9 protein-coding genes are annotated in these 11,856 nt (G+C 70.4%); 6 read left to right on the top strand and 3 right to left on the bottom strand.

The genetic code is table 11. The features are described 5' to 3' along the window. Window positions 1-85: 85 nt before the first annotated feature. Together ACFYTS_RS04245 and ACFYTS_RS04250 are read right to left on the bottom strand one after the other, a co-directional pair. Entirely contained in the window at window positions 86-991 is a 906-nt protein-coding gene (locus tag ACFYTS_RS04245) for a tyrosine-protein phosphatase (RefSeq protein WP_387301245.1), read from the bottom strand. A 154-nt stretch (window positions 992-1,145) separates the two neighbouring features. Then, window positions 1,146-3,536, bottom strand: a complete 2,391-nt coding sequence (locus tag ACFYTS_RS04250; protein WP_387301247.1) for a PEP-utilizing enzyme — start codon at window positions 3,534-3,536, stop codon at window positions 1,146-1,148. A gap of 166 nt (window positions 3,537-3,702) precedes the next feature. Here ACFYTS_RS04250 and ACFYTS_RS04255 point away from each other — a divergent pair, with 166 nt between their 5' ends. From ACFYTS_RS04255 to ACFYTS_RS04280, 6 genes are all read left to right on the top strand, one after another. Further along, window positions 3,703-5,211, top strand: coding sequence for an FAD-dependent oxidoreductase (locus ACFYTS_RS04255; protein WP_387301249.1), 1,509 nt, complete (start codon window positions 3,703-3,705; stop codon window positions 5,209-5,211). Between the two features lie 104 nt (window positions 5,212-5,315). After that, on the top strand, window positions 5,316-6,266 hold the full coding sequence (locus ACFYTS_RS04260; protein WP_357279668.1) for a LysR substrate-binding domain-containing protein: 951 nt from the start codon (window positions 5,316-5,318) through the stop codon (window positions 6,264-6,266). A gap of 299 nt (window positions 6,267-6,565) precedes the next feature. Further along, window positions 6,566-8,386 carry an alpha/beta hydrolase gene (locus tag ACFYTS_RS04265; RefSeq protein WP_387301251.1) on the top strand — a complete coding sequence of 607 codons (1,821 nt, stop codon included), beginning with the start codon at window positions 6,566-6,568 and terminating at the stop codon, window positions 8,384-8,386. 172 nt (window positions 8,387-8,558) lie between these two features. Further along, window positions 8,559-9,719: a 3-hydroxy-9,10-secoandrosta-1,3,5(10)-triene-9,17-dione monooxygenase oxygenase subunit gene (gene hsaA, locus ACFYTS_RS04270; RefSeq protein ID WP_357279664.1), complete on the top strand. Its 1,161-nt coding sequence runs from the start codon at window positions 8,559-8,561 to the stop codon at window positions 9,717-9,719. After that, complete coding sequence (locus ACFYTS_RS04275) at window positions 9,719-10,573, top strand: alpha/beta fold hydrolase (RefSeq protein WP_387301253.1); 855 nt, start codon at window positions 9,719-9,721, stop codon at window positions 10,571-10,573. Before hsaA ends, ACFYTS_RS04275 begins: the two co-directional genes overlap by 1 nt. A 101-nt stretch (window positions 10,574-10,674) precedes the next feature. Then, entirely contained in the window at window positions 10,675-11,199 is a 525-nt protein-coding gene (locus ACFYTS_RS04280) for a DinB family protein (RefSeq protein ID WP_387301255.1), read from the top strand. Here the strand turns inward: ACFYTS_RS04280 and ACFYTS_RS04285 are convergent, their stop codons facing one another. Continuing rightward, window positions 11,200-11,829, bottom strand: a complete 630-nt coding sequence (locus ACFYTS_RS04285; RefSeq protein ID WP_387301256.1) for a hypothetical protein — start codon at window positions 11,827-11,829, stop codon at window positions 11,200-11,202. Window positions 11,830-11,856 lie beyond the last annotated feature (27 nt).

Below are 11,856 nucleotides of genomic sequence, written 5' to 3' on the forward strand. Positions count from 1 at the left end.
GGTCGACTGTGGGAAGCGGACATGGGGCGGACATGCGAATGCCGACGCCGTCCCACACCCGGCGTCGGCATTGCGGAGGATACTGCTAGGCCAGCTTCGACTTCAGGGTCGCGACGGTCGCGGCGTCGACGCCCAGGCCCTGCGACAGGAAGTTGTCGAAGGAACCGAAGTTGGCCTGGACCGCGTCGAAGGCGGAGTCGAGGAAGGCGCGGTCGACGCCGAGGACCGGCTCGAACAGCGACGGGTCCGTGACCAGGCCGGCGTGGACCAGGCCGTCGAGGGTGGCCTTGTTGGCGGCGGCCAGGTTGTCGTTGGAGTCCAGGTAGTCGTTGTAGACCTGGCCCTTGTTCGCGCCCAGGGCGGTCAGCAGGATGGCCGACATCCAGCCGGTGCGGTCCTTACCGGCGGTGCAGTGGAACAGCACCGGGCCGTTGGCGTTGGCGATCTCCTTCAGCGCGGCCGAGAACTGACCACGCGAGGTGGCGTCGGTGACCAGCCACTTGTAGTAGTCGATCATGTACTGACGGCCCTTGCCGTCGCCGAGCAGCTGCTGCTGGACCTCGGGGCCGCCCTGAACGGCCTTGGCGAAGAACAGGTAGAAGTCGTTGTTCGGGTCGTAGACCGGCAGCGACTTGGCCGGGATGGAGGCCGGTAGCTTGTCCGGGTTCTGCGAGCGCTCGATCGGGCTGCGGAAGTCGATGATCTCGGCGATGCCCGCCGACACCAGCTGCTGCTGCTCGCCGGCGCTCAGCTTGTTCAGGGCGTCGGAGCGGTAGACCGAGCCCACCTTCGTCTTCGCGCCGCCGCCGAGCGGGATGCCGCTCAGGTCACGGGCGTTCGGCGCGGTCGCCAGGTTCAGTGAGACGCCCTTGGGGGTCTGCAGCACCGGCACCGGCGCGGCCACCGCGGGGGTGACGGCGACCGGGGTGATGGCGATGAGCGCTGCGGCTACGCCGGTCAGGGTGCCGCGTACGGCGCGCGAGATCGTCACTGGGGGTATTCCTTTCGATCACGGACCGGGTCGTGGGGTATGCCCCGGTCCGGGCATAGATGCGCAAGAAGGAGACTGGTTGGTTTGCGTAGTGGACCGACCGGCCTCGGACGCGAGCGCGGCGCGCCCGAGGCGGTTCGGTTGCGGGCCGCGCCTATTCGGCGTCGGCCAGCAACGTGATGGTCCCGGCCGCGCCGTCCACCCGGACGCGCTGGCCGTCCTGCAGGCCGGTGCTGGCGGTCTTGGCGTCCACCACACAGGGGACGCCGAACTCACGGGCCACGATGGCGGCGTGCGAGGCCGCGCCGCCGATATCGGTGACCACCGCGCCCGCGTAGGCGAACATGGCGGTGTGGCCGGTGTCGGTCACCGAGGCGACCAGGATGTCGCCCGGCTCGATGTCGTCGTCGAGGGTCAGCACGCGCTTGACGGTGCCCTCCACCACGCCCGGGCTCACGCCGAGACCGGTGATGGTCTCGCCCACCGCGATCGCGCCGGAGATCTCCTCCGGCTCCCACGGGCCGTTGACCACGTCGGGCATGCGGAGGGCCTGGAAGCGGGTGCGCTCGTCCCGGCGGCGCGCCACCCGCTCCTTCAGATCGGCCGGGGCCCACAGGATCTCGTCCAGGTTCAGGAACACCGAGTCCTCGATCTCGGTGAGCTTGCCCGCCTTCACCAGGCGCGCGGCGCGCTCCTGGGTGGCCAGGCGCAGGCAGTTGGTGACCCGCACGACGGCGTCGCGGGCGCGCTCGCGGTAGACGGTCGCGCCGACGGCCATCTTGGCGGTGCGGCTGGTCGGCTCGGGCACCGGCTCCCGGTGCGGCGCGGGCATTTCCGCGGCCCGCCCGGCGGCGGTGACCAGCAGTTCGGGACGGTCGCCGAAGGTGCTGTTGATGAGCTCGCACTCGCCCGGACCGCGGTGGCCGATCTTGGCCAGCTCCTGGTCCAGGGCCTTGGAGAACTCCGGCGACTTCTCGCGGGCCGCGCCCACGTCACCGGTCTTGGCCAGCGCCTGCAGTCCGGCGTCCTTGCGGCACAGGGCCGCCAGCCGCTCCACGGCCAGCATGGTCTTGGCCGACTCCAGGCGGTTCAGGTCGATCTTGACCTCGCCCTTGTGGGCGGCGGTGGCCGCGCCGGTCATCATGACGCCGATGGAGGCCGCCTGCCACGCCTGGTTGAGGCGGTCGCGCCAGAGCAGGGCGCGGGCGTGCAGCTGCTCGTCGGTGAGCTCGGAGATCTGGTCGCGGTTCAGCGCTTCGGCGTGCGAGGCGGCATTGATCAGTTCGGCGGTCTTGCTGTACTGCAGGGCGGTCGAGGCGACCCGGCCCATGGCCTTGAAGGTGCCCGCGCGGGCAGCCATACCGGTCGGCATGGCGGGACGGCCCTTGGGGTGCAGCTCGAGGTCGCCGATGGTGCCGTAGACGTCGCGGCGCACGCTCTCCTCGTCCCAGCCGGGCATGTTCTCGGCGGAGAAGACGCCGATGGAGGCGTTGATGTACATGTGGTGGCCGAGCACGCTGGTCACGCGGGACACCCAGTGCTCGAGCGCGATCCCCTCGATGGCGATCATGTGGCCCATCGCCTCGTTGCCCAGGCGGATGGCCCCGGCCTGCAGGTCGATGGTGAGCGGGGTGAGCGGGCCGGGCAGCGCCTCGGAGGTGTTGGTGGCGGTGTAGACCGGGATGCGGTCGTCGACCAGATCGTCGAACTCGCCCTGCAGTCCCTCGGGGGCGGCGGAAGTCAGCTGGTAGCCGTCGGAGGTCGGGGCGTTCTGCGGCACCACGTGGGTCGGCAGCGGGATGGCGCCGCGGCGGCTGCGGAAGCCGGAGCCGCCGCTCTTGCGGCCGTGCAGGCCGCGCGCGGTGTCGGCGATGACCTCGGTGGCGTTCCAGCCGCAGCGGAAGCCCCACTGCTCGCGGGCCGCGCTCGCGTCGACCTTGGTCTGGGTCGCCGACGACTTCGGCAGCCACGCACCGTATTTCACGCCCGCCTCGGACAGGATGCGCTTGACCTCGGTGCTGGACACCTCGCCGGGCGCGGCCAGCTCGACCACGCCGCCGCGCTGCGACAGCGCCGCCAGCACCAGGAAGCGCTCCAGGTCGTCGTAGTGCAGCACCTGCACGCTGCCCTTGCCGCCGCTGGTCAGGCTCTCCAGGGTGCGCCAGCCGCCGTGATCGACACGGCGGCCCGCCACCAGCGCGGTGCGCACGATGAGCGCGTCGGCGCCGGAGCCGGCCACGATCTTCTCGACGCTCGAATCAGCGCCCGCCGCAACGGGAACCACGAGGCGCGCGCCGGATTCCTGGGCCGCCTTCGCGATCGCCGCGATCGCCGGGCCCGCCAGGTGCACGATCGCGTCGGCCCCGGCCGCGGCCCGCGCGCACACCTGCGCGTCGGACAGGTCGCCGACGGTCACCTCGACCCGCGGGTCCACGTAGCGGTGCCGCTGCCGGTCCAGACCGGATACCTCGTGGCCGGCGGCCAGCAGCATGCGCGCGACGGCGCGGCCGCTCGGCTCGGTGACTCCGGTGACCAGAATCCGCATTGACTCTCCTCCTCGTGCAGGCGTCCCCAACCACAGTGACGCCGTTCACACACCATCCCTATTGCACGAGGGTGTGACGGGTCGCAGTCCCGTTGAACGGGATCGGTGAATCGGTCAGCAAGATGGACCGCTAAGGAATGGCGGTCGGAGCGGGCACCGTCGAGGCATGACAGTGCGGAATTCGGTCACGCCGCGGGCGGCCGGCGAGGTGGGCCCCTACGACATCGAGACCGATGTGCTGATCGTCGGCTACGGCGCGGCCGGCGCTGCGGCGGCCTTCGAGGCCGCGCACGCGGGCGCGCAGGTGCTGATCGTGGACCGGGCGGGCGGTCCGGGCGGCGCGTCGGCCAATTCCGGCGGCGAGATCTACCTCGGCGGCGGCACCCCGATCCAGGTGGCCTGCGGCTTCGACGACACCCCCGAGGCCATGGCCGCGTTCCTGAAGGCCGCGCTCGGCGCGGGCGCGGACACCGCCAAGATCGACGAGTACTGCGCGGGCAGCGTCGAGCACTTCCACTGGCTGGTCGACCGCGGCGTGCCGTTCAAGCCGACCATGTGGAACGCCCCCACCTGGGTGCCGCCCACCGATGACGGCCTGATGTGGCTGGGTGAGAACAGCTGGCCCTTCACCGAACTGGCTCACCCCGCCCCGCGGGGGCACCGGCCCACCGCCAACGACTTCGGCGGCAAGCTGCTCATGGAATGCCTGGCCGCCGCGGCCGAGGCCGCCGGGGCCACCACTCGATTCGACACCTATGTCAGCACGCTGATCGTCGACGAGGACGGCGTCGTGGTGGGCGCGGTCGCGCGTCGCTACGGCGACGAGATCACCATTCGCGCCCGGCGCGGAATCGTGCTCACCACCGGAGGTTTCGTCGACAACGACGCCATGCTCGCCGCCCACGCGCCGCAGCTGCTCGGCCACACCAAGGTCAGCGCGGGCACCGACGACGGCTCCGGCATCCGGATGGCCCAGGCGCTGGGCGCGGCCGTGCGACACATGTCGGCCGGGCAGGTCGGCATGTCGCTGATCCCGGGGCTGGCCGTGCGCGGCATGGTGGTCAACGCGCTGGGTCGCCGCTTCGTCAACGAGGACACCTATCCGGGCCGGATCGGCCAGCACGCGCTCTACCGCCAGAACATGGGCGGCAGCTGGGCGGGCGACGACACCGCGGTGTGGGTCATCGTCGACGAGGAGGGCTTCGAGGACGTCCCCGAGCCCCAGCGCTGGGGTGTGCGGCCCACCCACGTCGCCGAGACGCCCGAGGAGCTCGAGGAACTCACGGGTCTGCCCGCGGGGTCGCTGACCACCGCCATCGGCCGCTACAACGAATTCGCCCGGCAGGGCGCGGATCTCGATCACCACAAGTACGCGCGCTGGCTGCGGGAACTCACCCCGCCGCTGGCCGCCATCGACGTGAAGGCCGGGGTCCGCCCGCCGTCGGAGGCCGGTGACCGGCGCGGCACCGGCGCCTCGGTGTTCACCCTGGGCGGGCTGCACACCGATCTCGACGGGCACGTGCTCGACCACGACGGCAAGCCGATCGCGGGTCTCTACGCCGCGGGCCGGGCCGCCAATGGCCTGCACGGTTTCGGCTACATCTCCGGAACCTCCCTCGGCGACGGCACCTTCTTCGGCCGGCGCGCCGGCACCGCCGCGGCCCGCCGCGCCTGACCCGTCCGCCGCCCGGCGCTTCGGCCCGACGGAAATGGTCGGTGGTCCAGTTGATTGCCGAGAGCCGGGATCGGGCACGCGGATTGGTTCTAGACTCGCTCGCTATGGATGTGCACTCGCGGCAGTTGCGGTATTTCGTCGCGGTGGCGGAGGACCTGAGTTTCACGCGGGCCGCGCAGCGGCTGCACGTGGCGCAGCAGGGGTTGAGTGCGCAGATCAAGCAGTTGGAGCAGGCCCTGGACCTGGTGCTCTTCATCCGGACCACGCGCAGTGTGGAGCTCACCGCGGCGGGCGAGGCGCTGCTCGAGGGGGTCCGCAGCGCGCTGACCACCTTGGGCCTGGCCGTCGAACAGGCGCGGGTGGCGCAGCGGCGCGAGTCCGACCGGCTGGTGCTCGGGTTCCTCGAGGGCGCGGCGCTGACGCTCACCGAGCCGATCCTGGCGGCTTTCCGGGAACGGCATCCGGACGTGACCGTCGATATGCGGCAGTTCACCTACGAGGAGCCCGCCGCCGGACTGGCCGACGGCAGCGTGGACGTGGCCTTCGCGCGACTTCCGTTCCGCGCGGACGGAATTCGCGTCGAGCCGCTGTTCTCCGAGCCGCTGGTGGCGCTGGTGCCCGCCGGGCATCCGCTGACCGAACTGCCCGAGGTGCGGGTGCGGGACCTGCTGGACCAGCCGCTGCTCGGCGCGGACAACGACGATCCGGTGTGGAATGCGTTCTGGGAGTTGCACGATCACCGCGGCGGGCATCCCGCGCCGGTGGTGTCGCGGTCGAAATCGCTGCTGGAGGAGCTGCACAAGGTGTCGGCGGGCGTCGGCGTGGTGCTGACCGTCGCGTCGGCGCGCTGGATGCCGTTTCCGCGGGTCCGGTTGCTGCCGATCGTCGATGCCCCGCGCAACGAGGTAACCGTCGCCTGGCCCGCGGAACACGAATCCCCGCTGGTGCGTTCGTTCGTCGAGATCGCACGGGAGGTCCGGGCCGCGCGTCCGGAACTGGTCGAGCTGCTCGAACGGCCCGATTTCGAGGATCGCACCCTGCCCGCTCACCTCTGATTGACAAGTGCCGCTTGTCAATCACCAAGGAATAGCTGTTTCACTTTGCTAACGGAACGCCTTACTGTCGCCAGACGTGGGCGGACAGCGCGGGGGGATGCGTCGTCCACCGCGAACCTCCCTGCGGTTCGTGGCCGCCTCGTTGTTCCCGATGAGGCGCACCCTCATTACCCGATGAGGGAATCTCGGATACCCGGCGCCGCCGGACACCGGCTTGAGCCCCCGGCGTCCGGCGGCGCCGGTTCCGTCCGCGCGTGTCGCTGCCGTCCGGGCGAGTCCGGGCGACCAGACTCGGAGACATGACGGCCCACGGTCAGGACCTCGACAAGCCCGCTGACGACAAGCCCGCTGACGAGAAGCCCGCTGACGACGCGCAGCCGGACACCCGATCGTTCCCGTCCCGTGTGTGGGCGCTCATCGCCCGCGTGGAGCGCGCGATCAACCCGAACTATCCCGGGCTGATCGTGGCGTGGATCTTCTTCCTGTGGGCGGTGTCGCCCTCCCTGCTGCCCCGGACCTGGCTGTTCGAGGGCCTGGTCTGCGGGATCAGCGCGGCCATCGGCTACGGCGTGGGCTGTGTGCTGGCGTGGGCGTTCGCGAAGTGGGTGCAGCCGCGGCTGCCCGACTCCGCCGAGGGCCTGGCCAAACTGTGGAATCCGAGCGAAACCACCAGGGCCGTCGGCAAAGTCGTGATCCTGGTCGGCACCATCGTCGGCGCCGCGCTGGTGCTGGCCCGGTCGGCCCGCTGGCAGCGCGACCTCGAAACGCTGATGGGGATGGAACCGACCACCACGTCGAGCTACCTGCGCGCCGAACTGGTGGCCGCGGCCACCCTCGCCCTGGTGATCGCCGCGTACCGCGTGGTCCGGTGGCTGATCCGGCTGATCGTGCGGTTGCTCAATATCGACTGGCACATTCCGCGCGGCCTCGCCTACCCCGGCGCGGTCGTCGTGGTGGGTGTGCTGGCGGTGCTGCTGTTCCAGGGCGTACTGGCGAAAGCCTTCTTCGCCACGGCCAATTCGGCGTTCAGCCTGCGCAATGGCAAGACCTCGGAGAGCGCCGTCCAGCCGCAGCTGCCCGAAAGGTCCGGCAGCCCACAGTCTCTGGCCGGATGGGACACCCTCGGTTCGGAGGGCCGCTGGTTCGTGGCCACCGCGCCGGCCGCTTGGCGGATCGCCCAGGTCACGGGAAAGCCCGCGCGCGAACCGATTCGGGTGTACGCGGGCCTGGACTCGGCGCCGGAGCCCGAGGACATCGCCGCCCTGGTGGTGCGCGAACTCGACCGCACCCACGCCTTCGACCGCAAGGTGCTGGTCGTGGTGACCACCACCGGCACCGGCTGGGTGGACTCCACCACCGCCTCCTCGATCGAGTACATGTACGGCGGCGACAGCGCCATCGCCGCCACCCAGTACTCGTACCTGCCGAGCGTGCTGTCGTTCCTGTCCGACCGCGAGAAGGCGACCGAGTCCGGGCGGCTGGTCATCCACGCCGTCCACGAGCGGTGGGCCCAGCTGCCCCCGGAGCGCCGGCCGAAACTGCTGGTCTACGGCGAGAGCCTGGGCTCGCAGGGCTCCGAGGGCGCGTTCTCCGGACTCGACGACATCCGCAGCCTGGTGGACGGCGTGCTGTGGGTGGGCCCGCCCAACTCGAATCGCATCTGGAGCCAGATCGAGCAGCGCCGCGACGTGGGGACGCCGGAGATCCTGCCGATCTACGCCGACGGCCTCATCGTCCGCTTCGCCGCCACCGCACCGGATCTCGCCCGCCCCGACCGCCAGTGGATCGACCCGCGCGTGGTCTACCTGCAACACGCCTCCGACCCCATCGTGTGGTGGTCGCCGGATCTGCTGTTCACCCAACCGGATTGGCTGAAGGAACCACGCGGCAAGAATGTCTCCAAATCCATCCGCTGGTGGCCCATCGTCACCTTCTGGCAGATCAGCGCCGACCTCGCCAACGCCCAGGGCGTGCCCTCGGGCCACGGCCACCGCTACGGCGACCTGGTCCTCGACGGCTGGGTCGCCGTCGCCCAGCCGACCGATTGGAACCCCGACCTCGACGCCGCCATCCGCAAGGCCCTCGACGAGGACATCACCTGGGAGTACGCCCACAAATAGATCCGGTGGGGCTCCTGCCCCGAGTGTCCGCCGGGCCCCTGCTCACGGCGGGGCCCGGCACTACTCTTGTCTCCGGAACCGATGTTCCGATGATCGGGACTATTTCGGTTCGAAACAGTGTGTTGGCCATAACTTCGATGGCAGGAAACTCTGCACGAGGAGGAACGCCCGCATGACTAACAAGGTGCTCGATCGGGTCCGCGATCTGCTGCCCGCGATCCGGGAACGCGCGGTTCAGGCCGAAGAGCAGCGGCGGGTGCCCGACGCCAGCATCGCCGAGCTCACCGAGGCCGGTGTGTTCCGCATGCTGCAGCCGGCCCGCTTCGGCGGCATGGAGGAGTCCCCGGTCGCCTTCTACGAGGTGATCCGCGCGATCGGCACCGTGTGCCCGTCCACCGCGTGGGTGTCCTCGGTGCTGGGCGCGCACCCGTGGCAGCTGGCCCTGTTCGAGGACCAGGCGCAGCAGGACGTGTGGGCCGAGAACCCCGACACCCTGGTGTCCTCCTCCTACGCGCCGACCGGCAAGCTGACCGTCGTCGACGGCGGCTACGAGCTGTCGGGCCGCTGGCAGTTCTCCTCCGGCTGCGACCACGGCCAGTGGGTGTTCCTGGGCGCACTGGTGCCGACCGCGACCGGCATGGACTACTACACGGTCCTGGTGCCGCGCACCGACTACCGCATCGAGGACACCTGGAACGTGTCGGGCCTGGCGGGCACCGGCTCCAACGACATCGTCATCGAGCAGGCCTTCGTCCCGGCCTATCGCGCCTACTCGGCCGCGGATCAGGCCAACCTGATCGGCCCCGGCCAGGCGGTGAACACCAACCCGCTGTACAAGATCTCGTTCGGCGCGCTGTTCTCCAACACCATCACCGCCCCGATCATCGGCGCGGCGCAGGGCGCCTACGACGCGCACATCGAGCGTCAGCGCGAGCGCGTGCGGCTGTCCTACGGCGGCCAGAAGGTCTCCGAGGATCCCTTCGCCCACGTCCGGATCGCCCGCGCCGCTTCGGAAATCGACGCCGCGGTGCTCCAGATGGAGCGCAACATGTCCGAGCAGCTGCGCTACGCGCAGGCCGGTGAGGAGATCCCGTTCGAGCTGCGGCTGGCCACCCGCCGCGACCAGGTGCGCGGCACCGAGCGCGCGCTCGAGGCGATCGACCTGCTGTTCAAGAACTCCGGCGGCCACGCCATCCGCCAGCCCAACATCATCGAGCGCAACTGGCGCGACGCCCACGCGGGCAGCGTGCACGTGATCAACGACGTGGAGCGCGCGCTGGCCATGTACGGCAAGGGCGCCATGGGCCTCGAGGTCGCGGATCGGATGCTCTGATGACCCTCAGCGCGGAGAGCACCACCAAGTGGGTGACCGTCGACGGTCACAAGCTCCGCTATCACGAGGCCGGTGAGGGCCCGGCGCTGGTGCTGCTGCACGGCTCCGGCGCGGGTGTCTCCGGCTGGGCCAACTTCGGTGAGAACCTGCCGGTGCTGGCCCAGCACTTCCGCTGCCTGATCCTGGATCAGCCGGGCTTCGGCGAGAGCGGTCGCCCGGAGGTGTACGAGCGCAACTACCTGCGCATCGCCGCCGACGCGGTGATCGGCCTGCTCGACGAGCTGGGCCTGGAGAAGGCGCACGTGCTCGGCAATTCCATGGGCGGCACGGTCGCGACCCTGCTCGCGCTCGAGCATCCGGGCCGCGTGGACCGCGTGGTGCTGATGGCCCCCGGCGGGGTCGGGGTGAACATCCTCGGACCCGAACCGTCCGAGGGCATCAACCGGCTCATGGAGTTCAATACGAACCCCAGCGACGAGAAGGCCATGGGCTTCCTGCGGGCCATGGTCTCGAACCCGGCCACCCTCACCGAGGAACTCGTCGCCAAGCGCCTGAAGGCCGCCGCCGACCCGAAGGGCCAGGCCGCCCTGCGCGACGCCTACGCCACCTTCTACAACCCGAAGCTGGCCGAGCCGGTTCCGCTGTGGGCGCGGCTCAAGGGAATCAAGCAGGAAGTGCTGATCCTGTGGGGCCGTGACGACCGGGTCACCCCGGTGGAGGGCTCGCTCTTCGCGGCCCGGCAGATCCCCAACGCGGACCTGCGCACCTTCGCCCGCTGCGGCCACTGGGTCATGGTGGAGCGCAAGGACGCGTTCGAGCGTTCGGTGATCGACTTCCTGAACAACGGCTTGTAGCAAGCGGTTTCCCGTGATTCGGGGGTGGGCGGTACCTCATGGGTGCCGCCCACCCCCCGAATTCGTTTTCCCGGATTCGGGCCCGGCGCTAGAGTCCGACCATGACGTGGACTGCTCCCGAGGTCACCCGTTCGCAGCAGCTGCTCGCCGGCGACGAGCGCGCCATGCTGCACTCCCTGCTCACCCGCGGCCGCGAGATCCTGCTGTGGAAATGCCAGGGCCTCACCGGCGCTCAGCTCGCGACCCGCAGCGTGGAGCCGTCCAGCATGTCCCTGCTGGGCCTGATCCGGCACATGACCGAGGTGGAACGCGGCTGGTTCCGCATGCGCGCGGCGGGCGAGGACCTGGCCTACATCTACTCCGACGAGATCAATCGCGACGGCGACTTCGACGACACCGACCCCGAGCGGGCCGAAGCCGACTACGCCCGGTTCGTCGAGGAACTGGCCCTGTGCGACAAGGCCGTTGCCGACCTGGCCCTCGACCACGCCGCCCCGCACCCCCGCACCGGCAAGGACCTGTCCCTGCGCTGGATCTACCTGCACATGATCGAGGAGTACGGCCGTCACGCCGGGCACGCCGACCTGTTGCACGAACGCATCGACGGGGCCACCGGCTACCAGTGATCACTCCGCGGCGCGGCGGCGGCCCTCGCGGAAGAACTCGGTGAGCGCGTCCAGGTCGCCGAGTTCGGCGATGGTGCGGGACGCGCCGAAGGACTGGTTCCAGAATTCGCCGGTGCGCGGCCGCCACGGGCCCACATAGGCGTAGGGCTCGCCGATCAGGGCGTCGCCGGGCGAGACCCCGTAATTGACTTCGTCGATGTCGATCCCGAGATCGAAATGCTCGGGCCACAGCACCGGCGTGCGGTCGGGGGCCAGGGCGCGCAGGGCGGCATCGCCGAGTCCGTAAGCGCTGGTGAGGATCCGGGACTGCCGGGCGTCGACGAACAGGGGCGCGTTCGGGTCCAACGTCGTGCGGCTCGCGTACACGCCCTCCGGCATCCCCGGTTCGACACCCGCCGCGGTGGCCAGCTCCGCGATGGTCGCGCCGTCCAGCTTCCCGATCGGCAGGTCGTCGAGCAGGAGGACATCGGCGCGCACCGCGAGTCGTGGCTCCTGCACCGTGGCGAATCCGCCGGGCACCGGGGTCAGCCGAATCGTCTTGCTGCGCGTGTATTCCGGTCCGGCCAGCAGTTGTTCGGCCACCGCGTGCAGGCTTTCGCGGGTCCGGCGGTAGTCGTCGATCGTCATCATGCGAGCAAGTCCTCCGGGATCGTCGGG

It is taken from the genome of Nocardia sp. NPDC004151, assembly GCF_042874235.1.
Classification (GTDB): domain Bacteria; phylum Actinomycetota; class Actinomycetes; order Mycobacteriales; family Mycobacteriaceae; genus Nocardia.

Coding starts and splice junctions, on each gene's coding strand:
- ACFYTS_RS04250 (WP_387301247.1), bottom strand. CDS start 3,536: ATGCGGATTCTGGTCACCGGAGTCACCGAGCCGAGCGGCCGCGCCGTC.
- ACFYTS_RS04255 (WP_387301249.1), top strand. CDS start 3,703: ATGACAGTGCGGAATTCGGTCACGCCGCGGGCGGCCGGCGAGGTGGGC.
- ACFYTS_RS04260 (WP_357279668.1), top strand. CDS start 5,316: ATGGATGTGCACTCGCGGCAGTTGCGGTATTTCGTCGCGGTGGCGGAG.
- ACFYTS_RS04265 (WP_387301251.1), top strand. CDS start 6,566: ATGACGGCCCACGGTCAGGACCTCGACAAGCCCGCTGACGACAAGCCC.
- hsaA (WP_357279664.1), top strand. CDS start 8,559: ATGACTAACAAGGTGCTCGATCGGGTCCGCGATCTGCTGCCCGCGATC.
- ACFYTS_RS04275 (WP_387301253.1), top strand. CDS start 9,719: ATGACCCTCAGCGCGGAGAGCACCACCAAGTGGGTGACCGTCGACGGT.
- ACFYTS_RS04280 (WP_387301255.1), top strand. CDS start 10,675: ATGACGTGGACTGCTCCCGAGGTCACCCGTTCGCAGCAGCTGCTCGCC.
- ACFYTS_RS04285 (WP_387301256.1), bottom strand. CDS start 11,829: ATGATGACGATCGACGACTACCGCCGGACCCGCGAAAGCCTGCACGCG.